At 34.4% G+C, this 25,186-nt stretch carries 27 protein-coding genes; 19 read left to right on the top strand and 8 right to left on the bottom strand.

From position 1 onward, the window contains the following. Positions 1 to 27 precede the first annotated feature (27 nt). On the top strand, positions 28 to 1,479 hold the full coding sequence (locus tag FHP04_RS05365) for an aminoacyl-histidine dipeptidase (protein ID WP_139854957.1): 1,452 nt from the start codon (positions 28 to 30) through the stop codon (positions 1,477 to 1,479). Between the two features lie 140 nt (positions 1,480 to 1,619). Here FHP04_RS05365 and FHP04_RS05360 read toward each other — a convergent pair whose 3' ends face one another. From FHP04_RS05360 to FHP04_RS05350, 3 genes are read right to left on the bottom strand one after another with little or no spacing between them, the layout of a single operon-like run. Further along, positions 1,620 to 2,729, bottom strand: a complete 1,110-nt coding sequence (locus tag FHP04_RS05360) for a peptidylprolyl isomerase (protein WP_139854956.1) — start codon at positions 2,727 to 2,729, stop codon at positions 1,620 to 1,622. 6 nt (positions 2,730 to 2,735) lie between these two features. Beyond that, positions 2,736 to 3,290, bottom strand: coding sequence for a gliding motility-associated peptidyl-prolyl isomerase GldI (gldI, locus tag FHP04_RS05355; protein WP_139854955.1), 555 nt, complete (start codon positions 3,288 to 3,290; stop codon positions 2,736 to 2,738). Beyond that, positions 3,280 to 4,305, bottom strand: coding sequence for a DHH family phosphoesterase (locus tag FHP04_RS05350; RefSeq protein ID WP_139854954.1), 1,026 nt, complete (start codon positions 4,303 to 4,305; stop codon positions 3,280 to 3,282). Before FHP04_RS05350 ends, gldI begins: the two co-directional genes overlap by 11 nt. 183 nt (positions 4,306 to 4,488) lie before the next feature. Here FHP04_RS05350 and FHP04_RS05345 point away from each other — a divergent pair, with 183 nt between their 5' ends. Next, the gene (locus FHP04_RS05345) at positions 4,489 to 4,908 is read left to right on the top strand and encodes a nucleoside-diphosphate kinase (protein WP_139854953.1); all 420 of its coding nucleotides are present in this window, start codon (positions 4,489 to 4,491) and stop codon (positions 4,906 to 4,908) included. 75 nt (positions 4,909 to 4,983) lie between these two features. On the opposite strand, the gene FHP04_RS05340 is transcribed toward FHP04_RS05345, so the two are convergent. From FHP04_RS05340 to recF, 3 genes are read right to left on the bottom strand one after another with little or no spacing between them, the layout of a single operon-like run. After that, positions 4,984 to 5,280 carry a DUF721 domain-containing protein gene (locus tag FHP04_RS05340; protein ID WP_139854952.1) on the bottom strand — a complete coding sequence of 99 codons (297 nt, stop codon included), beginning with the start codon at positions 5,278 to 5,280 and terminating at the stop codon, positions 4,984 to 4,986. Between the two features lie 58 nt (positions 5,281 to 5,338). After that, positions 5,339 to 5,761 carry a lipocalin-like domain-containing protein gene (locus FHP04_RS05335; protein ID WP_139854951.1) on the bottom strand — a complete coding sequence of 141 codons (423 nt, stop codon included), beginning with the start codon at positions 5,759 to 5,761 and terminating at the stop codon, positions 5,339 to 5,341. A gap of 12 nt (positions 5,762 to 5,773) precedes the next feature. After that, positions 5,774 to 6,853, bottom strand: a complete 1,080-nt coding sequence (gene recF / locus FHP04_RS05330; RefSeq protein WP_139854950.1) for a DNA replication/repair protein RecF — start codon at positions 6,851 to 6,853, stop codon at positions 5,774 to 5,776. A 289-nt stretch (positions 6,854 to 7,142) separates the two neighbouring features. Here recF and FHP04_RS05325 point away from each other — a divergent pair, with 289 nt between their 5' ends. The 7 genes from FHP04_RS05325 (at position 7,143) to FHP04_RS05295 (ending at position 13,501) form a co-directional block, all read left to right on the top strand. Continuing rightward, a complete protein-coding gene (locus FHP04_RS05325) occupies positions 7,143 to 7,907 on the top strand; it encodes a tetratricopeptide repeat protein (protein WP_139854949.1) in 765 nt (254 codons plus the stop codon). A 3-nt stretch (positions 7,908 to 7,910) separates the two neighbouring features. Beyond that, positions 7,911 to 8,408, top strand: a complete 498-nt coding sequence (ribH, locus tag FHP04_RS05320) for a 6,7-dimethyl-8-ribityllumazine synthase (RefSeq protein ID WP_139854948.1) — start codon at positions 7,911 to 7,913, stop codon at positions 8,406 to 8,408. A gap of 198 nt (positions 8,409 to 8,606) precedes the next feature. Continuing rightward, on the top strand, positions 8,607 to 8,891 hold the full coding sequence (locus FHP04_RS05315) for a riboflavin synthase subunit beta (RefSeq protein ID WP_139854947.1): 285 nt from the start codon (positions 8,607 to 8,609) through the stop codon (positions 8,889 to 8,891). A gap of 6 nt (positions 8,892 to 8,897) precedes the next feature. Further along, a complete protein-coding gene (mutL, locus tag FHP04_RS05310) occupies positions 8,898 to 10,778 on the top strand; it encodes a DNA mismatch repair endonuclease MutL (RefSeq protein WP_139854946.1) in 1,881 nt (626 codons plus the stop codon). A gap of 92 nt (positions 10,779 to 10,870) precedes the next feature. Beyond that, on the top strand, positions 10,871 to 11,605 hold the full coding sequence (locus tag FHP04_RS05305; RefSeq protein WP_139854945.1) for a rhomboid family intramembrane serine protease: 735 nt from the start codon (positions 10,871 to 10,873) through the stop codon (positions 11,603 to 11,605). Positions 11,606 to 11,607: 2 nt separating this feature from the next. Then, positions 11,608 to 12,480 carry a rhomboid family intramembrane serine protease gene (locus FHP04_RS05300; protein ID WP_139854944.1) on the top strand — a complete coding sequence of 291 codons (873 nt, stop codon included), beginning with the start codon at positions 11,608 to 11,610 and terminating at the stop codon, positions 12,478 to 12,480. Positions 12,481 to 12,484: 4 nt separating this feature from the next. Beyond that, a complete protein-coding gene (locus tag FHP04_RS05295) occupies positions 12,485 to 13,501 on the top strand; it encodes an endonuclease/exonuclease/phosphatase family protein (RefSeq protein WP_139854943.1) in 1,017 nt (338 codons plus the stop codon). 4 nt (positions 13,502 to 13,505) lie between these two features. On the opposite strand, the gene FHP04_RS05290 is transcribed toward FHP04_RS05295, so the two are convergent. Further along, positions 13,506 to 14,144 (bottom strand): WbqC family protein, encoded by a 639-nt coding sequence (locus FHP04_RS05290; RefSeq protein WP_139854942.1) that lies wholly within the window; start codon positions 14,142 to 14,144, stop codon positions 13,506 to 13,508. Between the two features lie 203 nt (positions 14,145 to 14,347). On the opposite strand from FHP04_RS05290, the gene udk reads away from it, so the two are divergent. Genes udk through FHP04_RS05260 form a run of 6 tightly spaced genes read left to right on the top strand, consistent with a single transcriptional unit; the run spans position 14,348 to position 19,560 of the window. Then, positions 14,348 to 14,965, top strand: coding sequence for a uridine kinase (gene udk / locus FHP04_RS05285; protein ID WP_139854941.1), 618 nt, complete (start codon positions 14,348 to 14,350; stop codon positions 14,963 to 14,965). Next, positions 14,965 to 15,297 carry an FtsB family cell division protein gene (locus FHP04_RS05280; RefSeq protein ID WP_139854940.1) on the top strand — a complete coding sequence of 111 codons (333 nt, stop codon included), beginning with the start codon at positions 14,965 to 14,967 and terminating at the stop codon, positions 15,295 to 15,297. The genes udk and FHP04_RS05280 overlap by 1 nt, the downstream gene beginning before the upstream one ends. Beyond that, positions 15,294 to 16,703: a methylmalonyl-CoA mutase subunit beta gene (locus tag FHP04_RS05275; RefSeq protein WP_139854939.1), complete on the top strand. Its 1,410-nt coding sequence runs from the start codon at positions 15,294 to 15,296 to the stop codon at positions 16,701 to 16,703. The genes FHP04_RS05280 and FHP04_RS05275 overlap by 4 nt, the downstream gene beginning before the upstream one ends. After that, positions 16,696 to 18,834: a methylmalonyl-CoA mutase gene (gene scpA / locus FHP04_RS05270; RefSeq protein WP_139854938.1), complete on the top strand. Its 2,139-nt coding sequence runs from the start codon at positions 16,696 to 16,698 to the stop codon at positions 18,832 to 18,834. The genes FHP04_RS05275 and scpA overlap by 8 nt, the downstream gene beginning before the upstream one ends. Before the next feature lie 44 nt (positions 18,835 to 18,878). Next, positions 18,879 to 19,232, top strand: coding sequence for a hypothetical protein (locus FHP04_RS05265; RefSeq protein WP_139854937.1), 354 nt, complete (start codon positions 18,879 to 18,881; stop codon positions 19,230 to 19,232). A gap of 22 nt (positions 19,233 to 19,254) precedes the next feature. After that, positions 19,255 to 19,560, top strand: coding sequence for a DUF6122 family protein (locus FHP04_RS05260; protein ID WP_139854936.1), 306 nt, complete (start codon positions 19,255 to 19,257; stop codon positions 19,558 to 19,560). 110 nt (positions 19,561 to 19,670) lie between these two features. On the opposite strand, the gene rlmH is transcribed toward FHP04_RS05260, so the two are convergent. Beyond that, positions 19,671 to 20,144: a 23S rRNA (pseudouridine(1915)-N(3))-methyltransferase RlmH gene (gene rlmH / locus FHP04_RS05255; protein ID WP_139854935.1), complete on the bottom strand. Its 474-nt coding sequence runs from the start codon at positions 20,142 to 20,144 to the stop codon at positions 19,671 to 19,673. Positions 20,145 to 20,249: 105 nt separating this feature from the next. Between rlmH and nadC the strand changes: the two genes are divergently transcribed. The 4 genes from nadC (at position 20,250) to priA (ending at position 25,013) form a co-directional block, all read left to right on the top strand. After that, positions 20,250 to 21,110, top strand: coding sequence for a carboxylating nicotinate-nucleotide diphosphorylase (gene nadC, locus FHP04_RS05250; protein WP_139854934.1), 861 nt, complete (start codon positions 20,250 to 20,252; stop codon positions 21,108 to 21,110). Further along, positions 21,107 to 22,027 carry a YihY/virulence factor BrkB family protein gene (locus FHP04_RS05245; RefSeq protein ID WP_139854933.1) on the top strand — a complete coding sequence of 307 codons (921 nt, stop codon included), beginning with the start codon at positions 21,107 to 21,109 and terminating at the stop codon, positions 22,025 to 22,027. Before nadC ends, FHP04_RS05245 begins: the two co-directional genes overlap by 4 nt. 17 nt (positions 22,028 to 22,044) lie before the next feature. Beyond that, positions 22,045 to 22,473 (top strand): DUF2147 domain-containing protein, encoded by a 429-nt coding sequence (locus tag FHP04_RS05240; RefSeq protein ID WP_139854932.1) that lies wholly within the window; start codon positions 22,045 to 22,047, stop codon positions 22,471 to 22,473. 89 nt (positions 22,474 to 22,562) lie between these two features. Then, a complete protein-coding gene (gene priA / locus FHP04_RS05235; protein WP_139854931.1) occupies positions 22,563 to 25,013 on the top strand; it encodes a replication restart helicase PriA in 2,451 nt (816 codons plus the stop codon). Positions 25,014 to 25,186: the final 173 nt, after the last annotated feature.

Here is a 25,186-nt window from a genome sequence, read left to right as displayed (position 1 = left end):
TTTTTCACTATAAAAATTATAAATTATATGAACCAAGAAATAAGAAACTTAGAGCCCAAAGCTCTTTGGAACAAATTTGCAGATCTTAACGCTGTACCGCGACCTTCAAAAAAAGAGGAGCGTGTAATTGCTTTTATGAAAGACTTCGGTAAAAGTCTTGAATTGGAAACCATAGAAGATGAAGTAGGAAATGTAATTATCCGCAAGCCTGCAACTAAAGGAATGGAAGACCGAAAAATGATTATTTTACAAAGTCATTTAGATATGGTTCACCAAAAAAACAACGACACAGACTTCGATTTCGACAAGCAAGGAATTGAAATGTATGTTGATGGTGATTGGGTACGCGCTAAAGGAACTACACTTGGGGCAGACAATGGTTTAGGAGTTGCTACAATAATGGCAATTCTTGAAAGTGACGATATAGAACATCCAGCAATAGAAGCGCTTTTCACTATAGATGAAGAAACAGGAATGACTGGTGCAAAAGGCTTAAAAGGAGGAGTGCTGAAGGGAGATATTCTTTTAAACTTAGACACTGAAGAAGATGATGAGATTGGTATTGGTTGTGCTGGAGGAGTAGATATTACTGCTTCAGGAGATTACAAAAATGTTGATGCCGCTAAAAATGGGCAATCGTATATTATTAGTGTAAAAGGACTAAACGGTGGCCATAGTGGAATGGACATCATTAAAGGTCTTGGAAATGCAAATAAGTTGATGAACAGATTACTTTTTGCTACTAATGACTTTATGGAGTTAGCTAATCTTGAAGGAGGTAGTCTTCGAAATGCAATTCCGCGTGAAAGTGTTGCAAAGGTTGTAGTTACAGATGAATCGAAATTTCAAGCTGCATTCGAAAGCATGAAAAATGATATTCTTGTAGAGTATAAATCATTAGAAGAAAATCTTTCAATTACTGCTGAAAAGAGCGATGAAGCTTTTTCTAAAGTAATGCACAGCGAATGTCAGACTAAGTTTTTAAATGTTATGAATGCTGCACATAACGGTGTTTATAGAATGTCTCCAGACATTGAAGACTTGGTTGAGACTTCAAATAATATTGCAAAAGTATCAGTTGCAGGGGGAAGCATCAAAATTGAATGTCTAACTAGAAGTTCTGTTGAATCTTCAAAAGCGACTTTAGCAAATGCTTTAAAATCAACTTTTGAACTAGCGGGTTACGAGGTTAAACTTTCAGGTGATTATCCTGGATGGGCACCAAATATGGATAGTGCTATTTTAAAAGTAATGGATAGTCTTTACGAAAAAATGAATGGTGAAAAAGCTAATGTTGCTGCTTGTCACGCAGGATTAGAATGTGGTATTCTAGGTCAGAATTATCCAGGGATGGATATGATTTCCTTTGGCCCAACTATTAGAGGAGCGCATTCTCCTGATGAGCGTGCAAGTATTTCTTCAGCTCAAAAATACTGGAACTTTACTCTTGAAGTAATGAAGAATATACCGAAGAAATAGCGCTGAGATGTTTCGCTACCTAAATTATTCAAAAAATAGGGTAGGGTTATAGCTTATTTAGCTTTTGACAAATAATTCAAATAAAAAAGAGGAACTGATTTTAAATCGGTTCCTCTTTTTTTATTTAGCAAGATTTGAAATTACTTCACAATCTCTACAAGTTCTAGTTCGAAAATTAATTCAGAATCAGCAGGGATAACTCCTGGAACTCCTCTTTTTCCATATGCTAAATGAGAAGGGATAAAGAGTGTAGCCTTATCGCCAACTTTCATATTTAGTAATCCTTCGCGGAAACCTGGAATTAACTGTGCGTCTTTGCTGTAATCTGTTGGTACTGGTACGTATTGTCCAGCTGCTTTACGCATTTCATCAACCATTTCGTATTGCTCAGCATTTTTTAAAATATTCGAATCGAATAATTTTCCGTTAGTTAAGAAACCTGCGTAGTTCATTAAAATTTTATCGCCTTCGTTAGGTTGTTCTCCTTCTGATTTTTCGTTGAAGTAGATTTTTAAACCTGAAGGAAGAGAATCAGCTTTAGCTTTTAGGGCTTTTAATTCCTCTGCTTTGGCAGATGCAATTTTATTAATACGCTCTTCTTTCTCTTTTTTCTCTTTTTCTATTTTATTCATCTCTTCAGTAAAGTAAGGTACTTTCACCTTCCCTTTATTGATGATGTTTACTTTTTCAATAATTACTGGAGAAATTGGTTTATCACCAGGCTTTTCTGTTTCTACTACTCCAATTGCGTCAACAATATCTTGCCCAACTACAATCTCACCAAAAATAGTGTGACGGCCGTCTAACCAAGGAGTTTCTTTTAAAGTAACGAAAAACTGACTTCCGTTAGTCGCTGGACCTGAATTAGCCATTGCTAAAAGTCCTTTTCTGTCAAATCGAATAGTGTCGGTAATTTCATCTGGAAATGCGTAACCAGGGCTTCCTGTACCATCACCTTTTGGGTCCCCACCTTGAATCATAAAATCTTTTATAACTCTGTGGAAAGAAAGTCCATCGTAAAAGCGCTTTCCTTTGTAAATAGAATCTACCATTCCGTTAGTACCTTCGGCTAATGCTACGAAGTTAGAAACAGTAAGTGGTGCAGTTTCATTTTTTAGTTTAGCAACAAAAGTTCCTTTATTAGTAATAAATTCAGCATATACACCATCTTCTTTTAATTCAGGATATTTCTCCTGACAAGACGCAAATGCAAGCGTAAGTGATAAAAATAGAAATGATAATTTTTTCATAAATAATTAATTTTCGTTTGATTGTTCAATTGAGTGTAAAGTTACAGTGCTCTGCACAGGAATATTAGTGCCGAGTTTTTGTTCGATCCCATAATAGCCATAGGCTTTATAGGAAGGAAATAGGAAAGTTACTGTTTCACCTTCCTTCATAAGTTTTATGCCATCACGAACACCGGAGATAAGTTCTTGATTGCTTTGGTCTACCTTATATTGCTGTAAACCATTATCTTTTTCTGAAAGAATCAAGGAACCGTTTAGGTCTTTAATGTCGTAAGTGAATTTTACAATATCTCCTGGATCAGGCATATCTGAAGATGTAGTATCGCGTTTATTGTAAAAATACCAGAACCCACTTTCCGACGTAATGTAGTTGTGAGTTGAGTCTTTTGCGATTATTTTTTCGATATAATCTTTTTCCTCTTCATAAAGTTTTTTATTCCTTTCTGCAGATTCTTTTATGAATGTACCAGACTGACTTTGTATAGGCTTCCTGGCTTCAGGGCTCTTACAAGAGGTGATTAAAGCCGAGAATAATAATATGTATATTAGCTTATTGAGCATTTGCAAGTTCGTTTTTATAACGTGGCAAGATACTAATAAATTCGTTTATGGTTTTGTTAAGGTCTTGCGAACTTTTTCCCCCGGCAGCGTTAATATGTCCACCACCACTGTAATGATTACGAGCAAAATCATTTACCGAAAACGTTCCCTTACTTCTAAAAGAAATTTTAACAATACTCTCTTGTTTGTTTTCAATAAATATTACAGCGAAAACAATGCCTTTAACCGACAATGCATAATTTACAAACCCCTCGGTATCTCCTTTTCTAAAGTTATTTTCGTCTAATTCACTTTGCGTAAGTGTGATGTAGGCTGTGTGTAATTCTGGAATTAAATGCAAGTTATTTAAGGCAACGCCTAGCAATTTCATTCTTTCGGGGCTGTTGTTGTCGTAAACATTTTGATGAATAATAGCACTTTCTGCACCAGTTTCAATCAATTTTGCTGCAACCTTATGTGTAGTTGGGGAGGTAGACGAAAAACGAAATGATCCCGTATCGGTCATTATCCCTGTATAAAGATTGGTAGCTATTTCTTTTGATAACTTTTCAGTTCCAGCTAAGGCATCTATAAAATGGTAAACCATTTCTGCAGTAGAGCTCATTTTAACATCGCTATATGTCGCAATAGAGTAGTTTGATGGTTGTTGGTGATGGTCTATCATTACAAATTTTGCAGAAGATTCTTCTAAAACCCCCTTAAGTGGATCGCCAACTCTACTTAAATCGTTAAAATCTAGAGTGAAAATTATGTCAACTTGGTTTAAAGTCTCAGTGCTTTTTTCAATTTCCTTTTCATAAATTAAAATATCATCTGCTCCAGGCATCCACTTTAAGAAATCTGGAAAGTCATTAGGCATTAATACAGTTGTATTATGTCCTTCACTTTTCAAATAAAATGAAAGGCCTAAGCAAGAGCCAAGGGCATCTCCATCAGGGTTTCTATGACCGATGATTACTATGTTTTGAGGCGATTTAAGTAGGTTTTTTACTACTTCTGTGGTTTCTTTATTCATAGGGCGCGAAGATACGATAAAGCCTTTTAACCCCAAAGAATCGAATATGGTTAATTATTGGTGGAAATACTGCTGAAGTGATTGAATTATATCTAATTATGTGTGTTAAGTGTTTAAACAAAAAGCATAGGTTTTGAATGTTGAAAATAAAATACCTATTTTTGCCGAAATTTAAAAAACACAATGAGAACAGACAGAACATTTACAATGTTAAAGCCAGATGCGGTTGAAAAAGGACACATAGGCGCAATTCTTGAAAAAATTAACGCTTCAGGTTTTAGAATCGTAGCGATGAAACTTACTCATATGACTACAAACGATGCTAAAGCATTTTATGCAGTACATAGTGAGCGTCCATTTTATGGCGAATTAGTAGAATATATGACACGCGGGCCAATCGTTGCTGCAATTCTTGAAAAAGAAAATGCAGTTGAAGATTTCCGTACATTAATTGGTGCTACTAATCCAGCAGATGCTGCTGAAGGTACTATCCGTAAAATGTATGCAGCTTCAATTGGCGAAAACGCAGTTCACGGAAGTGATAGCAATGAAAACGCTGCAATTGAAAGTGCTTTCCATTTCTCAGGTCGTGAAATGTTCTAAGTATTTACAAAATATTTATATTGAAAACGCCTTCCAATTTGGAAGGCGTTTTTGTTTTTACATTATTTTTTTGCTCTATCGTAAAATCAACTTTTTTATTAATTCTCTTCCCAGCTCTTCATTGAGGAGTTTAACTATTTTGTCTTTACCATAACTGAGCTCTTCACGTAAAACTGAAGAAGTGAGTTGCACGTACAACGTCTCACGATCCAATTTTACATCGGATGTGTATTTTACAATAGCGTGACCCATAACGGCTACCCAAGCTTCTTTAGCGTTTACCTTGTCCAAGCCTTTGTCAAGCTTGTTTTTACCGATAAACTCTTTTAAAGCGTCTCCAAGTGATATATTTTCTGCGTATCGTTTAGCCATTTTTCAATTTTAGAAATGTGAATTTTAAGGTTTATCATTTACTACTCAACATTTGTAATCAATCTACAATGTCAAATTTTTTGAACCTATTGTACGTGTAAGTTTTATTATCTCTGTTTTTTAAAACCAAGGTGCTATCTTTTGCTTCAACTACTGTTTCTTTCCACTCATCAAATGAAGTTTTGTAGTGCATGATTAATTGGTTTTCTTCAATATTTAAGGTAAAGTCCTCCGTTACACCATTTGTATTAAAGGTTCCATCAAATTTTGGAGAAACCTTTGTGCGAGTTCCGCTATCGCCATTTATCTCAATATAGTCTATTATAGTGTTTACACCAAAGTTTTTAACTTCTCCGTCAGGCATTTCTACGGTGTTTATTTCCCAATAACCGCTAAGATGTTGCTTTTGTTCCTCTGGATTAGGTTTTTCACAAGAAAATAAAACGATAGTAAGTATTAATAGTATTATTCTAAAATTCATCTTTTCTTAAGTTTATAGCTGAAACATTTTATATGTCTGATGTACTTTTTTTATTACTTCCTCGGTGCGTTCGGCGTGAGTATCACTGATGAATAGCTGCCCGAAGTTTTCTTTGTCTACTAAAGTGATTAAATGTTCTACTCGAGTTTCATCGAGTTTGTCAAAAATATCATCTAAAAGTAAAATAGGGTTAGTTTTAGTGTGATTTTTTATAAAATCGAATTGAGCTAGCTTTAAGGCTATAAGATACGATTTTTGCTGCCCTTGTGAGCCAAACTTTTTGATAGGATGTCCGTCAATTTCGAAAATTAAATCGTCCTTATGAATTCCAAAGTTGGTGTACTGCGTGATTTTATCCTTTACAATATTTGTTTGAAGAAGTGTTAGCAAATCATTTTCTTGTAATTGGCTTTGATAAATTAAGTTTATGGATTCGTCACCACTGCTAATCGACTTGTATCTATTTTGAAATATTGGAAAAAATTCTTCTAAGAATGCGTTTCTTTTTCCGAAGATAGATGTTCCGTAATTGTGAAGTTGTTCATTGTAAATGTCAATTGTATCTTGGTTAAAAGTGTTGTTTGCAGCAAAATACTTTAATAGGGAGTTACGTTGTGATAATACCTTATTGTATTTGAGAAGAGTTTGTAAGTAATCTGGATCTCTTTGCGAAATAACACCATCAATAAACTTTCTTCGTGTATCGCTTCCTTCAATAATTAAATCTCTATCAGCGGGTGAGATTATCACTAAGGGTAGAAATCCAATGTGCTCACTTAATTTTTCGTAAGCCTTTCCATTTCTTTTAATGATCTTTTTTTGTCCTTTTTTAGCACTTACAACAATTTTTTCCTGACTTTCTTTTCTATCGTAAAACCCTTCAACCACAAAAAACTCCTCTCCGTGTTTTATATTTTGAATTGTAATAGGATTGAAATAACTTTTCCCAAAGGATAGGTGATAGATAGCGTCTAGAACGTTAGTTTTTCCTACACCATTATTCCCTACGAAGCAGTTGATTTTGGGATCAAATTCGAAGGATTTGGCTTCAAAATTTTTATAGTTAAGTAAGGATAGCTTTTGTAAATTCATATAAAAAATTGACTTAGGACAATTAAACCCACATGATGATATCAGTGCTTTTGAGAACTATTTTAGAGGTTGTTTTCAATAAGGATGTAAAAATACAAGGTTTGACGTGATTTTGTCTAAAGACTTGTGTTCTTTTGTTTAAATTCTATTTTAAAAGGTTTATTATTGCACGTAAATGGCGCTTTGAGGTCTATTAATAGTAGGATTGAGTATTAATAAAAAATAAGAAATATTAATCCTTTTAAATTCCATTAAAAATTTTATTTTTGCGCCACTATAATCAATAACTATGGCAACGTACAAAAAACGCGGAGGCAAACCTAGAACTAAGGTTGAAAAAGAAGAACAATTAGAAGACGGCAGCACAACTGCAGAAGTGTTTAATACCCTTGACGAAGGCGCATCTAAAACGGAGGCGTGGATTGAAAAGAACCAGAAAGGTATTTTAGGTTTCATTATCGTAGTAGCTGTTTGTGTTTTAGGATATTTTGCTTACGACCAGTATATAAAAGCTCCTAAAGAGGCAGAAGCAATGAACGAATTGTTTCAAGCACAAAACTATTGGGAACAAGCTTTAACTGCTCCAGCTAAAGACTCTCTATACAATCTGTCACTTCAAGGAGGCGAGGGTAAATATGGTTTTATTGATATAATTGAAAACTATAGTGGAACAAAAGCGGCAAACCTTGCACATTATTACGCAGGTATGGCTTACCTTAACACTAATAAATATCAAGAAGCAATTGCTCAATTAGATAAATTTAGCAGCAAGGACGATGTTTTAGCTCCTCTAGCTAAAGGTGCAATTGGTGATGCGTTCGCTCAACTAAATCAGAATGAAGACGCTTTAAAATATTACGAAGAAGCTGCAAAAATGCGCTCTAATGAATTTACTACGCCACGTTTCCTACTAAAAGCTGGAATTGTAGCGATAGCTTTAAATCAGAATGACAAAGCATTAAAGCACTTCAAACAAATAGCGGATGAATATCCGAATTCAACTGAAGCTGCAAAAGCCGAAATTTATACCGGTCGTGCAGAAGCAATGAAATAAAGAATGGCAACAGAAAATACAAATTTATCGGCTTACGATAAAACAACAATCCCAAATGCGAAGGACTTTCGATTTGGGATTGTTGTTTCAGAATGGAATCACGAAATAACAGAAGGAATGTTTCAAGGCGCTTTCGATGCTTTGAAAGATTGTGGCGCTATTAACGAGAATATAGTTCGTTGGAATGTTCCTGGGAGCTTTGAGTTAATTTACGGCTGTAAACGTATGACTCAGAGTTATGATATGCTTGATGCAGTAATTGCAATAGGTAGTGTGATTCAAGGAGAAACTAAGCATTTTGATTACGTTTGTGAGGGCGTAGCACAAGGAATTAAAGACTTAAATGTTCAAGGGAATATCCCTGTTATTTTCTGTGTTCTTACAGATAATACTATGCAACAAGCTATAGATCGTAGTGGCGGAAAGCACGGAAACAAAGGAACTGAAGCAGCTATTGCAGCAATCAAAATGGCGCAACTTCGCAAAGATTCTAAATTTTAATATTTAGTATTTATACTTCGAATTCGCTCAGTAACCGAAATTTTAGATTCAAATCCTAATTTTGTCACCCTAAACGCAATCGAAGGGTGCAAATTACTACGCACTGCCAATGTGAACGGAATACACCATTGGTACAGTAATTGTTCAAAAAACATTTAAATTCAGAATTGAATTGAGTAACTTTGAGGCACAACAATTATGGGACTAATAGGTAGAAGAAAAAATAAGAAGTATAGTTATAAACCACGTCATTTTGAATATGACGGAGAAGGTAGCCCTTTTTCAATAGGTCATAAATTTGATCAATACAGGACTACTGTTGGTGAAAACACAGGGATAAAAGCTAAATTTAGAACTGCTTGGGCAGATTTAAGACAGTCTTCAGATAGAAAAACCAATTTAAGACTTTTGGCTATAATCGCAATTCTTGTGCTTATTTTCCTATTTATTATTGATTTCGATTTATCCATTTTCTACGCATAGATTTTAATGTCAGACATTATTCAGTTATTACCAGATCACGTTGCTAACCAAATTGCAGCTGGGGAAGTTGTTCAACGCCCTGCTTCGGTAGTAAAAGAGTTATTGGAAAACGCCATTGACGCGAAAGCTACTGCTATAACACTTGTTGTTAAAGATGCAGGAAAAACACTTGTACAAGTTACCGATAATGGAGTAGGGATGAGTGTAACCGATGCGCGATTGAGTTTTGAACGTCACGCAACTTCAAAAATAAAATCGGCTGAAGATTTATTCAATTTAAATACAAAAGGATTTCGAGGAGAAGCTTTAGCTTCTATTGCTGCAATTGCGCACGTTGAATTAAAAACCAAGACTGAAGATTCAGAAATTGGAACGCATTTAACTATTGAAGGTAGCAAAGTAATTTCCCAAGAACCCGCTGTTGTACCAAAAGGAACAACCATTTCGGTTAAAAATCTATTTTACAATATTCCTGCTAGAAGAAATTTTCTTAAAAGCAATACAGTTGAAACTCGTCATATTATCGACGAATTTCACCGTGTAGCTTTGGCACATCCCGGTGTTGCTTTTCATATGCTACACAATGGAAGCGATGTTTTTAATCTTCCATCGTCAAATTCGCGTCAACGAATTGTAAATATCTTTGGTAGTAAAACAAATGAAAAACTAGTACCAGTAAGTGAAGAAACTGAGATTCTAAAAATAGAAGGTTTTGTAATGAAACCCGAATACGGAAAGAAAAGTAGAGGAGAGCAGTTTTTCTTTGTAAACGATCGTTTTATAAAAAGTCCATATTTACATCACGCAGTAAATTCAGCTTTTGAAGGCTTGATGAAAAACGATGTTCATCCAGGGTACTTTTTGTTTTTAGAAGTAGATCCACATTCTATAGATATCAATATTCATCCTACAAAAACCGAAATTAAGTTCGACGACGAACATTCTATTTATGCAATGCTTCGCGCAACTGTAAAACACAGCTTAGGGCAATTTAATATTGCTCCTGTACTCGATTTTGAAAGAGATAAAGGGTTCGACACTCCTTATGAATACAGTAAAAAAGCACCTACAGCACCAACTATAGAGGTTGATAGAGATTTCAATCCGTTTAAAGAAAAACCTAAACAAGCAAATATAAAATTTCCGTTTAACAGAGGTAAAGAATCTTCTTGGGAATCATTATATGTTGGGCTAAAAGGTGAAAATGAAACTTCTCGTTTCGGCACCACGCAACAAGCCGAAGGGAGATCGTTGAGTGCCGTAGAAATGGAGTTTGAAAGTGAAGAAGTGACGGGAAGTCTTTTTACTGATAAAGAAACTGAGCGTGGACAAACAACGTTTCAACTTCAGAATAAATACATTATAAGTCCGTTAAAAAGCGGAATGATGGTAATTCATCAAAATCTAGCGCATCAACGAATTCTTTATGAGGAATTGCTGAAGAATATAACAGTTAAAGAAGCGGTTAGTCAGCAGTTATTATTTCCACTTCAGCTTAGTTTTTCTAAACCTGACGTAGCTATTATTGAAAAAATACGGGAACAGTTGGAGAACACAGGTTTTGTTTTTTCAGAGTTAAAAGATGAAACTATTGAGATTAGCGGAATTCCGGTATTGATACTAGAAAGCCATGTTGTAAATTTGCTAAGTCATCTTATTAACGATATAAAAGAGGAAGTGCCGGATAGTGGCTTCAGTCAGAACGATATGTTATCTAAATCGATGGCAGCAAGTATGGCGATTAAAACGGGTGTTTCTTTAAATAGCGAAGAGCGTGAACATTTAATAAACCAATTGTTTGCTTGTAAGGAACCGTCTGTAAGCCCAACCAATAAGCCAGTTTTCATTACTTTAGACGTAAATGAACTGGATAAGAAGTTTATGTAGAATTAACCTTTAGGGGTTTAAATAATTTTACCGAGGTTTATTAAGATGTGGTGTTTTAAAACACATTGTTATAATTAGAGGTAGTAATAATTATGGGAAGAATAACAGATACAGTAAAGTTTCTATTAATCCTGAATGTGATCTTTTTTATAGGCACACAGTTTACAGGAGGAATTGCGGAGAGATTATTCGCTTTATATTATTTCGAAAACTCGAATTTCCAATTTTGGCAGCCGGTTACATCAATGTTTATGCATGGCAGCTTTTTCCACATACTTTTTAACATGTATGCTTTGTGGGCTTTTGGTTCACCTTTGGAAATGCGTTGGGGACAGAAAAAATTTCTGTTCTTCTACTTTTCTGCAGGAATTGGTTCGGCGTTAATTTATACCCTTGTAAATTACTTCCAGCTTCATAGTGGCATGGATGATTTATTAAGTGCGGGACTAAGTCAGCAGCAAATCATGGACATCTTGGAAACAGGAAAGTATAACACTGCAATTTTAGAGTATGTGTCTCAGGACACAATTCAGAGTATGTACAATATATACAACGGAGTTGCTTTGGGTGCTTCTGGAGCAGTATATGGGGTGTTAGTGGCTTTTGGAATGATGTTCCCAACAGTAGAGCTGATGATGATTTTCCTGCCTATACCTATTAAAGCAAAATACTTTATCCCAGGTATTATTGTTTTAGATTTAGTTTTTGGAATTACAGGAGCTCAAACAGGTATTGCACACTTCGCACATATTGGAGGAGCATTGTTCGGGTTTATTATGGCTTGGTACTGGAAGAAAAATAGTTTTGATAACCATCGCTGGAATTAATTATGGCAGCAAACAATCTTATAGATAAATACAAGTCGGCCAATATACTGGTGAAGCTTATTGTGATTAATGCAATTGCATTTTTTGCAGTTTATCTAGGCTCTTTCTTTTTAAACACTAGTCAATTTTATTTTTCTCGTTGGTTTGTTTTAAGTGATGATTTTGGAAGTCTTTTAACTAAGCCTTGGACTTTAATCACTTATGCTTTTCTGCATTTCGGGTTCTTGCATATCCTATTTAATATGATATGGTTGTACTGGTTTGGACAATTTGTGCTAAACCTGTTTAACGGTAAAAGATTGCTCACGGTATATTTGTTAGGAGCACTTTTTGGTGGACTTTTATTTGTAGTAGCTTATAATCTTTTTCCTGTTTTTAATGAAAGTAGAGGCTACTTGATTGGGGCATCTGGAGCGGTTACTGCTGTAATGATATTTATAGCTACATATACTCCAAATACAGCATTCCGATTATTTAGTTTTACAATCAAACTTTGGCATATTGCGCTATTTCTTTTTGTGTTGGATTTAGTTAGAATTCCAGCTGGAAATGCAGGAGGAATTTTAGCCCATGTAGGAGGAGCAGTCTTTGGTTATGTATATGCAATTCAGCTTGCAAAAGGTAATGATATTGGGAAATGGTTCGAGAATTTCATGGATTGGATTGCCAATCTTTTTAAGCCAAGAACAAAAAAACCGTTTCGAAAAGTTCACCGTACAACACAACCAAAATCTAAGCGTTCTAAGCCTAAAGAATCAAAGTCTGATTATCAAAAAAAAATAGATGAGATTTTGGATAAAATAGGTAAAAGCGGTTATGAAAGTCTAACAAAAGAAGAAAAAGACTTTCTTTTTAAAGCCGGGAAAGAAGATTAATTCCATGCGAAGATTTATCAATAAGATGATTTTTTGGGGCAACTTGCTCGCAGCATTTCTATTATTGATTTCTTTCGTTTTACCCTACCTACCTCCCAAGACCTTTCCAATACTTTCTTTGCTAAGCTTGGTGGTTTCATTGCTAATTATAGTTAACATTATTTTCGCTATTTATTGGGCAATACAGTTTAGAAAACGATTTTTTGTTTCGTTTACTGTTCTTTTAATTTCATATTTCTATTTCAATGTTTTTTATGAAATTTCATCGCAAGTTGATGCTTCACAGTATGAAAATAGTTTGAATATTTTGTCGTATAACGTTCGACTTTTTAATGCATACGAGAAAAATTTAGACGATGAAGCTTTTGATATTATGACTGAAATTCTCTCTGAAGAAGATCCCGATATCGTTTGCATTCAGGAGTTTTATAAGGGCAATAAAATTGACTTTTCAGCATATCCTTATAAATTCATTCATTTTAAACACAACAAAGCAGCTTTAGGTCACGCTATTTTATCAAAATATCCAATCATAAAGAGAGGTTATTTTGATTTTTCGGAAACTTATAATAATGCATTATATGCAGATATAGTTAAAGGAAAGGATACCCTTCGAGTTTATAATTTGCATTTACAATCTTTAGGTATAATACCTCGAGTTAGCTTTTTACAAAAAAATGATAATGAAAAGTTGATGAAGCGGGTTTCTTATGCCTTCAGAAAACAGCAATCACAAATTGAAGAAATAAATGCACATAAAGCTAAAGTATCGTACCCGATTATTATTGCAGGTGATTTCAATAACACTCCTTTTTCTTATACCTATAGAAAATTAAAAGAAGGTATGCACGATAGCTTTAGAAAACGTGGGAATGGCCTAGGAACAACTTTCAATTTCGAAAAATTCCCCATGCGTATTGATTATATTTTTGCTTCTGAAGAGTTGGATATTTTATCATTTGATACTATGAAAAAAACCTTCTCCGACCACTACGCTATCCGCTCTACTGTGGGGTGGTAGTCTTTTAGCTTTTGATGTAATTCTCAAAAACTTCGGCATTTTCTAAATACGTTAATGTGTTTGGTCCTTCATTAAACAGTAAATCTAATACCGATAGATTTGGTAAAAATGAATGATTTGCTTCGTGAACTTGCGTGTATTTTTCACACTTAAATGCCGACTTTCTCTTAGCGTTAACTAATATACGTAGGTCATCAATTTCGGGTTTCTTTTCAAATTCTGTGGTATGTGAAACCTCAATGTCTATTCCTATTATTTCACAGAGGATATTAAATATATTTAGATTGAACTCCATTAAGCTTTCCACCTTTTCGGTGAATATAGGTTCTAGGTCGTCTTCATAAAACTCAAAAAAAGGAGAGGTGCGATAAGCGCTTTGCAAACTCTTCCAATGATGGTCTTGCCAAGGAAAGTCGTTTTCTACTAAAATATCCTTAGTTTTTTGACGATTTCCATTTTTGCTGTGCTTCACTGGAATGTTCAACAGTAGTTTCCCGTTGCTATGCGCAATATATGTTCGATTTCGGTAAGTTTGTTTTTGGTAGTTATCCTCCACTTCAAAAACCACTTTTTCAGCCTGCGCTACCGCAGCCATTTGTTCGATAGTAGGAAAATATGATGGGTATAAGAGGATTGTTTTCATTTTAAATAATTGAGCGTTTCAAAATTAAAAAAGAAAACCATACTCAAAACAAAATTGTTTGACATAGTGTTAAATAGTGTAAAGCTTTTAGGTTTTCACTATAACTTGAAGTAATAAAAAATAAACCTAAACTAACAACCGGAGTGCTATCTAAGGGTGGAACTTGAAACCATTTTCCCTACCTTTGTAAAAATCTTTTAAATATGCTCATAATTGGCATTGCCGGAGGAACCGGTTGTGGTAAAACTACAGTAGTCGATCAAATTGTATCAGAACTTCCAGAAGATGAAGTGTGTATAATATCTCAAGATTCATATTATCACGATACAAGTCATTTAACATTAGACGAACGAACCAAAATAAACTTTGATCATCCACAGGCTATTGATTTTGAATTGCTAGCTAGTCATTTAAAAGAACTTCGCGCTGGAAATTCGTTTGAGCAACCAGTTTATTCGTTTATAGAGCATAATCGTACAGGAGAAACAATTACTACCTACCCAAAAAAGGTTATAATTGTAGAAGGAATCCTTATATTATCAGATCCTGTTATTCGCGATATGTTTGATATTAAGATATTTGTACATGCTGATAGCGACGAACGATTAATACGCAGATTAAAACGCGATATTGCCACTCGTGGTCGTGACTTAGAGGAAGTTTTAAATAGGTATCAAACCACATTAAAACCGATGCATCAGCAGTTTATAGAGCCTACAAAAGAGTATGCCGATATAATTATACCAACCAACAAATACAATACTGTGGCTGTAGAAGTTATAAGAAGTATTATAGATCATAAAATAAGACTTAAAGAATAGTGAGTTTATCAGAACTTAGGAATAATAAATTCGTGCGGTTTGTAAGTAACAAATACGTACTAATTCTTGTTGTGTTTATTATTTGGATGTTGTTTTTCGATGCAAATTCCTATCTAACTCACCACGAATTAGACAGTGAAATTAATGCGCTTGAAGACAATGCCGAGTTCTATCAAAAGGAAATAGAAAATGATAAAGCATTTATAAAGAAGATGGAAGATAAAGAGGAAATGGAAAAATTTGCTCGAGAAAAGTATTATTTGAAAAAAGAAAACGAAGATATTTATATTATCGAAAATCAAGATAGTATTAAAAAAGAAGATAAGCGATGAGTGAGTTTCTATTTGAAGAATTTGACGAAGTTTCAGCTAAACAGTGGAAACAGCAAATTCAATTTGACCTAAAGGGCGCAGATTATAACGAAACATTAGTTTGGCAAAGTCCTGAAGGAGTACACGTAAAACCTTTTTATCATCAAGATGATTTTGATAATGAGTTTTCTCCAATTCCAGGGCAACCCGAATCTTGGAAGATTGCCCAAAAAATATTTATCGATGACGAGCAAATAGCTAATAATATTGCTATTGATGCAATTAACAGAGGTGCAAATGCAATAATTTTTACTGCAGATGAAGATTTTGATATTAAAGTTGTTTTTAAAGATTTCCCACTTGAGAATGTGTCAGTTTATTTCAACTTAAAATTTCTTTCAGAAGCGTTTTACACTAAACTATTCAAGTTCTTTGCAAATAAAGAAGCCTCAGTATATTACAATATTGATATTATTGGAAATTTAACTCGTACTGGAAATTGGTTTCATAACTTAAAGAAAGATCACGAAATTTTAGAGAGTGTTATTAAGAAAAATACTTCTTTAAACCTCTTATCTGTAGATACAACTGTTTACCAAAATGCTGGTGCTAATATCGTTCAGCAATTGGCTTACGCCTTGTCTCACGTAAATGAATATCTAAATCACTTAATTAATTCAGAAGATTCTGAAGCTAATACTGAGATTTTAAACAAGGAAGAAGCTCAAAACTTAAATATAACTTTTCAATTAGCTACAGGAGCTAATTATTTCTTTGAAATTGCAAAAGTCCGAGCCTTAAGAAAGCTTTATAAAGTTTTGGCTAACGAATATGGAGTAAAAGAAACCTGCCATATTGTTTCTACGCCTTCAAAACGCAATAAAACGCTTTACGATTACAACGTAAATCTATTGCGAAGTACTACCGAATGTATGAGTGCTGTATTAGGCGGTGCTGATACTGTTTGTAACTTGCCTTACGATGAAATTTATCACAAAAGCAATGAGTTTGGTGAGCGTATTTCGCGAAATCAATTACTGATTTTAAAAAACGAAAGTTATTTTGAAAGTGTAAGTAATCCTGCTGATGGAACTTATTATATCGAGCAACTTACAACTGAACTGGCTGAAAAAGCATTAAAACTGTTTAAAGACATTGAGAAGAACGGTGGTTTTTTGAAGCAGTTAAAAGAAGAAACAATTCAGAAGAAAATTAAAGAAAGCGCTGAAAAAGAACAGCAGCTTTTTGATAGTGGCGAATTAAAACTATTGGGAACCAACTATCACATTAACAAGAATGATAGAATGAAAGAGGATATTGAGCTTTTTCCGTTTGTAAAGCACAATCCGGTAAAAACCTTAATAGTTCCAATCATTCAAAAACGTTTGGCAGAAAAAGTTGAACAAGAAAGATTAAGCAATGAGTAGAAGAGATATACAACATATTAGCCTGGATAATTCAGAATTCAGAACTCAGAATTCAGAATTGAATGATGATACTTCTTCCACAGCGGAGAATATTGAATTAAAAAAAGAATACTCCAAGGAAGATATTGACAAGCTACAGCACCTAAATTTTGTAGCGGGAATTACTCCAAATCTTCGCGGACCATACTCTACTATGTATGTGCGTCGCCCTTGGACAATTCGTCAATATGCAGGTTTTTCTACTGCAGAAGACAGTAATGCTTTTTATAGAAGAAATTTAGCTGCCGGTCAGAAAGGACTTTCAGTAGCTTTCGACCTTGCTACACATAGAGGATATGATAGCGACCACGAAAGGGTAGAAGGTGATGTTGGTAAAGCAGGAGTGGCTATTGATAGCGTTGAGGATATGAAGATTCTTTTCGATCAAATTCCTTTAGATAAGATGAGTGTATCGATGACGATGAATGGTGCTGTACTACCAATTATGGCATTCTACATTGTTGCTGCCGAGGAACAAGGCGTTGCGCCAAAAGATCTTTCGGGAACTATTCAAAACGATATTTTAAAGGAGTTTATGGTGAGGAATACTTATATCTATCCTCCTACACCATCGATGAAGATTATCAGTGATATTTTTGAATTTACTTCTAAAAATATGCCTAAATTCAACAGTATATCTATTTCTGGATATCATATGCAGGAAGCTGGAGCAACGGCAGATATTGAACTTGCATATACCTTGGCTGATGGATTGGAATACATCCGAACAGGAATTAAAGCAGGAATGGATATAGATACCTTTGCACCTAGACTTTCTTTCTTTTGGGCAATTGGGATGAACCATTTTATGGAAATCGCAAAAATGCGAGCTGCTAGAATGCTATGGGCTAAGATTGTGAAGCAATTCAATCCTAAAAACGAAAAATCACTTTCGTTGCGTACGCACTGTCAAACCAGTGGGTGGAGTCTTACCGAGCAGGATCCTTTTAACAATGTTGCTAGAACTGCAATTGAGGCTGCAGCAGCGGCATTCGGTGGTACACAGTCTTTGCATACCAATGCATTAGATGAAGCTATTGCTTTACCAACAGATTTCTCTGCCCGTATTGCGAGAAACACACAAATTTATCTACAAACTGAAACCCAAATCACAAGAACTGTCGATCCGTGGGCAGGAAGTTATTATGTAGAAAGTCTAACTAATGAAATCGCAAATAAAGCTTGGGCTTTAATTGAAGAAGTTGAAGAGTTAGGAGGGATGACAAAAGCTATAGAAGCGGGTATTCCTAAAATGCGCATTGAAGAAGCTTCGGCTAGAAAACAAGCGCGTATAGATAGTGGTCAGGATGTAATTGTCGGGGTTAATAAATACCGATTGGCTAAAGAAGACCCATTACAAATTTTAGATGTTGATAATAAAAAGGTTAGAACTTCTCAGATAGAACGCTTAAATCAAATAAAATCTACTCGAGATAATACTAAAGTTGAAAAAGCACTTGCAGATATAACCGAATGTGCCCGTACAGGTGAAGGAAATTTATTAGCTTTAGCTGTAGAAGCTTCTCGTTGTAGAGCAACTCTTGGCGAAATCTCTACCGCAATGGAAAAGGAATTCGGAAGGTATAAAGCACAAATAAGATCATTTAGCGGCGTGTATAGTAAAGAAATAAAACAAGATGAAAGCTTTGCAAAAGCTAGGGAGATGGCAGACCAGTTCGCAGAATTGGAAGGGCGTCGTCCACGTATTATGATTGCAAAAATGGGGCAAGATGGTCACGACCGAGGAGCGAAAGTTGTTGCTACGGGATATGCCGACGTAGGTTTTGATGTGGATATAGGTCCACTATTCCAAACTCCAGCCGAAGCTGCGAAACAAGCTGTAGAAAATGATGTCCACATTCTAGGCGTATCGTCTTTGGCAGCAGGCCATAAAACGTTAGTACCTCAAGTAATTGAAGCTTTAAAAAATTACGGCCGTGAGGATATTATGGTTATCGTTGGCGGTGTAATTCCTGCACAAGACTATCAATACCTTTTTGATGCAGGGGCTATAGCTGTTTACGGTCCCGGAACCCGCATTAGCGATGCAGCAATTGAGATGTTGGGAGTGTTGATTGAATCTATAGAGTAGTGGAATTGGGGGTAATTGACTGCTTTATTGTATAAATTATCAGAATGAATGAGAATTTTTATATAAAGCATCAAGATCATTTAAAGTTGTATGTTTTATTGAAAGATAAAATCAACTTTGAAAATGCGATGACCCGCAAACAATTACCATTCTATTCTGAAGTTAAGGAACAAGCATTTTTAGATGGTGGAATTAGGTATTTCATTCTTGAAACTGATAGACAAAAAGTAGATTCATTGCTAATTGAAAATGATATAGTTGCTAGTACTGAAACAATACTAAATCAAGATTTTCGCGATATCAAGAAGTTTTATAAGGTGTATGCTTGGGTTGCCGTAAGTATTGTGGTTTTGATAGTTCTTGCTTTAATTATAGAATTCATTGTTTTCATCGATTAAGTTACTTCCATAAAAATCTTTAATGCTTCAAACGATTATTCATTATACATTACATTTATTAGTTCCTGGACTAATAGCTTATGTTTTCTTCAGAAAAGAATGGAAGAAAGCTTGGTTAATAATGTTGGCTACAATGCTAGTAGATTTAGATCATCTTTTGGCTACGCCTATATTTGATCCAGGTAGATGTAGTATTAATTTCCACCCATTACACACTTATTGGGCAATAGCGGTTTATGTGGTGATGTTGTTTTTCAAAAAAACAAGAATTATAGCAGTAGGATTACTATTCCACATGCTAACAGATTTTATAGATTGTCAATGGTGATTAGCCAATAAAAGCTAAGTATCAATATTAAAATATGAAATATTGAACAATTGAAGGTGGCTGAGTATTTCTATTTTCTGTAGAAAAATAAAATACACCGAAGCCCCGGACTACCTATGATGATAGGGTTCATTTCTTAAAATAGTGAACCCGCGATATAGTTGCTCAATAAAAAACAACCTTACCATTTGATAAGAAAAAGTCATTGAAGAAAGGGATACTTTTCCGTTTGCGCGTTTATATACCTCCTCGCTAAATCCATAAGGCCCTCCAATTACAAAAATTAGATTTTTCAGGCCGCTATTCATTTTCTTTTGTAAAAATTGAGAAAATCCTTCAGAAGTATATGTTTTTCCTTTTTCATCTAGAAGAATCAATACATCAGCTGTATTTGTTCGTTTTAGGATCTCATCACCTTCAGCTTGTTTTTGAAGGGCTTCAGATAAGTTTTTTGCATTTTTAATATCTGGAATTACTTCCAATTCAAAAGGAATATAAAACCCCAATCTTTTGATGTAATCATCCATTAGGGATTGTAACTGTTTATTGTCGGTTTTACCTATTGCGAGTAGTGTAATTTTCATCTAAAAGTTTTCAGATTTCAAAAATACAAAGATAATAGGTGTCTCTTCCTAATTCTCACTTCGACTTTCTAACTTTTTAAAGTATTTTAGCTAAAATTTTAAGCTATGATTTCAGAAAAACAATTCAACAAAGAGATAGATATCATAATCGCAAATGCAATTCGTGAGGATGTAGGGAATGGCGATCATAGTTCATTAGCCTGTATTCCAGAAGATGCTACCGGTTCGGCTAAGCTTTTGGTAAAGGACGAAGGAATTATTGCAGGAATAGATTTTGCGAAACAAGTTTTTGAATATATAGATCCAGGTCTTGAAGTAGAGGTAAAAATAAAAGACGGCTCTCCAGTAAAATATGGAGATGTATGTTTTTATGTTTCAGGACTTTCACAGTCAATTTTAAAAGCTGAAAGATTGGTTTTGAATGCTATGCAACGTATGAGTGCAATTGCAACTAAAACTAATCAATATGTTAAGCTTTTGGAAGGCACTAATACCAAAATTTTAGATACTCGTAAAACCACACCTGGAATTCGCGCATTAGAAAAATGGGCTGTAAAGATAGGAGGTGGAGAGAATCATCGTTTTGCGTTATATGATATGATAATGCTAAAGGATAATCACATCGACTTCTGCGGAAGTATAACTAAGGCTATTGAAAAAACGCAAGCATATTTAAAAGAAAATCATTTTGATCTTAAAATAATTGTTGAAGCAAGAAATCTTGCTGAAATTGAAGAAATCCTTCAAAGTGACGGAGTTTATAGAATATTAATCGATAACTTTAATTACGAAGATACTCGTAAGGCTGTAAAACTAATTAACGGTAAGTGTTTAACAGAATCTAGTGGAGGAATTACATTAGAAACAGTTAGAAAATATGCAGAATGTGGTGTAGATTATATTTCAAGTGGTGCGTTAACGCATTCGGTTTATAATATGGATCTTAGCCTAAAAGCGGTTAAATGAGCGAAAACCAAGAAAAGGAAATAAAAATTCCTGTAATACGGGAATTGGTTGATGTAACAAAAAGAATAAAACTCCCAGGATTAGGTCAGTTTTCACTATATCATTTATTAGAAATTTATGTAAATGGTATTTTAAAAGGTTCCTTTTCGCCGCGAGCTAGTTCTATTGCTTATAGTTTCTTTTTAGCGTTATTTCCTTTTTTGCTTTTACTTTTAAACCTTATTCCTTACATCCGTATAGATGGGTTTCAAACGCGGTTTTTAATATTTATTGAAGCTTTATTACCTCCACAAACCACACAGTTTTTCTATCCAATTATTGCAGATATTGCGGTAAACCCACGCTCTGGATTGCTGTCGTTTGTGTTTATACTGTCGCTATTCTTATCAGCAAATGGGGTGAATGCTATATTTAGTGCATTTCAATACTCTTTTCACGTATCTGTAAATAGGAATTTTTTCCGTCAATACCTTGTAGCTCTAAGTGTTGCTATTTTCTTGGCATTGTTGTTGTTAACTTCAGTAGGGGTTATCCTTTATGGAGAATTTATTATTCGCGACTTCCAATCTAGAGCTTATATCGATAACGATTTGTTTTGGATTCAGTTCTTTCAATTTCTTGTATTCCTAATTATGATCTATGTCGTAATTGCGACCTTGTATTACTTCGGAACCAAAGAAGGGAAGTCTTCAAGCTTTTTTTCCATTGGAGCAGTAGTTACTACAGTGTTGTTCTTGTTAACCACATATTTTTTCGGAATATATATTAATAATTTTTCAAATTATAACGAGTTATATGGCTCTATTGGTGCACTTTTGATATTGATGTTATATATTTGGATAAACGCAAACCTTTTGCTGCTAGGTTTTGAGTTGAATGTTTCAATTAAGCAGCTTAAAGAAAAAATTAAAAAATAACTTAATCTCTTCAAATTATGAATAAAATATTTTTAACACTCTCATTAGCTTTAATGACTGTTTTTGCTGCTTCGGCTCAAGATGTAACTGGAAAATGGAAAACTATAGACGACGAAACAGGGGAAGCAAAATCTATTGTTGAAATCTATAAGCAAAACGGTAAAGTTTATGGTAAAATAGTAGAAATTTTAAACCCTGCTAAGAAAAATGCAGTATGCGATAAATGCCCAGGAGCGGATAAAGGAAAGCCAATAGAAGGACTTGTAATACTTAAAGGACTTCAGAAAGATGGCGATGAATACAACGACGGAACAATTATGGACCCATTAAACGGGAAAGTTTATAAAAGCTATATTAAATTAAATGGAGCAAATAAGCTTGACGTACGTGGATATGTAGGTTTTTCACTTTTAGGAAGAACACAAACTTGGTCTAGAGTGAATTAAAAAATCATAAAAACAGTATCTTTAGGCCACCATTTTGGTGGCCTTTTTTGTGTCTTCAAATCAAATAATTAATCAAATAATTTTTCCTTTTGTTTTTTATAGATGTTATTCTTCCTATTCCTTTAAAACAAACCTTCACTTATAGTGTAAACAAGGATGAAGCTGCTTTTCTGCAACCGGGTATGCGTGTAGCTATCCCATTTGGAAAGTCAAAAGTTTTTACGGGAATTGTTTATCAAGTTCACGATCAAGCTCCGGTAGGCTACGAAACCAAGTCTATAGATCATATTTTAGATGAAACCCCCATAATTACAATTCATCAGTTAAAGCATTGGGAGTGGATTGCGAAGTATTATATGTGTTCATTAGGGGAAGTGATTAAGGCTGCTTTACCAAGTGCTTTTTTATTGGAAAGTGAAACAATGATTAAGCTTTCTACCGAAATTAATATAGAGGAAAAATCACTTACAGATGAAGAGTTTTTAGTATTTGAAGCGCTTCAAAATCAAACTTCATTACACATAAATGAAGTGCGCTCTATACTCGATAAGAAAAATGTGGTTTCTGTTATTAATAAATTAATAGATAAAAAAGTTGTTGATGTTGAAGAAACCGTTTACGAGCTATACACCCCAAAGCTTGTTCGCTATGTGAAGCTTTCACCTGAATATACTTCTGAAGAGAATTTACGTCAACTTTTAGATTCGATGAGTCGCGCTCCAAAACAACGCGAAATGCTTATGAATTTGTTTGTACTGAGTAGTCAGACAAAAAAACCGATTACAACTATAGCACTTCAAAAGAAAAGTAATGCCTCGGCTTCCACTTTAAAATCGCTTATCGATAAAGGAGTTTTAGAAGAATATTTTATTCAAAAAGATAGGGTAGAGTTTTCGGGTGAAGCTACCACAGATATTAAAGAGTTAAGCGAAGCACAAACAAAAGCCTACCAAGAGATTAAAGCTACTTTTGCTGAAAAAGATGTTGTATTACTTCACGGTGTAACATCTAGTGGGAAAACTGAAATTTATGTTCGTTTAATAGAACAAATGATAGCTACGGGAAAGCAGGTTTTATATATGCTTCCTGAAATTGCCTTGACTACACAATTAATTACTCGACTTCAAAAATATTTTGGAGAAAAAATCTCTGTTTACCATTCAAAATTTTCAGTAAATGAAAGGGTTGAGGTTTGGAATAATGTATTGAATGAAAAGTCAAAAGCACAAGTGGTTATTGGTGCGCGTTCATCATTATTTTTACCTTTTAAAAATCTAGGATTCATAATAGTAGATGAAGAGCACGAGCCATCATTTAAGCAATATAGTCCTTCACCACGTTACAATGCTCGAGACAGCTCTATAGTATTAGCAAAACTTCACAAAGCAAAGGTTTTGATGGGGTCTGCAACACCATCTTTAGAAAGCTATTACAATGCTAAAACAGGAAAATTTGGGTTGGTAACCCTAAAAAAGCGTTTCGGAAACGTACTAATGCCTGAAATTGAATTGGTAGATATAAAGGAGAAAAGCCGTAAAAAGCAAATGACGGGGCATTTCAGTGATAGACTGCTGGAAGAAATGCGTGAAACTTTAGGAAATGGGGAACAGGTTATTCTTTTTCAGAATAGAAGAGGTTATTCGCCAGTGGTAGAGTGTACAACTTGTGGTGTTTCGCCTCAATGCCCTAATTGCGATGTAAGTCTAACTTTTCATCAATATAAAAATCAGTTGCGTTGCCATTACTGCGGATACAAAATAGCGATGATGCTAAGTTGCATAGCTTGTGGGAGTGAAACGCTAGACACAAAAGGATTTGGAACCGAACAGGTTGAAAACGAATTAAAACCACTTTTCCCGAATCACAAAATCGCAAGGATGGACCAAGATACTACCAGGGGAAAACACGCGTATTCAAAACTTATTGAAGCACTAGAAAATGAAGAAATAGATATTTTGGTGGGTACTCAAATGCTGGCTAAAGGGTTAGATTTTAGAAATATAGGTTTGGTAGGGGTGATGAATGCCGATAACCTTCTAAATTTCCCCGATTTTAGAGCTCACGAACGTAGTTTTCAATTACTTCAACAAGTGTCGGGTAGGGCAGGACGTACACAAAAAAGAGGTAAAGTTTTAATACAAACGTACAATCCGTATCATCAAATTTTAAAGCAAGTTAGCGTTAATGATTATGCCGAGATGTATAAGGAACAATTAGAAGAGCGGTACAATTTTAAATATCCTCCATACTATAGAACTATAAAAATTGTTTTTAAAGACAAGAATTTAAAAAAAGTTCAAAAAGCTTCTGCTTGGTTTGCTCAAGCGCTACAATTTCCGTTTAAAGAAAATGTTTTAGGTCCTGAACCCCCACCTATTGGAAGAATTAAGAATATGTATATTATTAATGTCCTCATCAAAATTCCGAAGGATCAGTCTTTAGATAAGAGTAAGAAATATATTAATAACGTACAGCGTAGTTTTAATACGATTAAAGATTTTTCAAGTGTGCGTATTAATATAGATGTGGATAATTATTAAAATTAAGAATATGTCGAGTACATAAATACTTTAGTAAAGTATATCAACTTGAAGATTTATTGGGCATTTCTTTAAATTCTATTTAAAAATAGGTTTGATTAAACCAAATAATGTATTACTTTTGCACCCTCTTTGGCAGGAAGTCAAGGAGTTTTAATAATAATTTTAATAGA

Source organism: Aequorivita sinensis, from assembly GCF_006346335.1.
GTDB classification, from domain to species: Bacteria; Bacteroidota; Bacteroidia; order Flavobacteriales; family Flavobacteriaceae; genus Aequorivita; species Aequorivita sinensis.
Note: the sequence above shows the minus strand (reverse complement) of the source record. Positions and strands in the feature narration are given on the sequence as shown.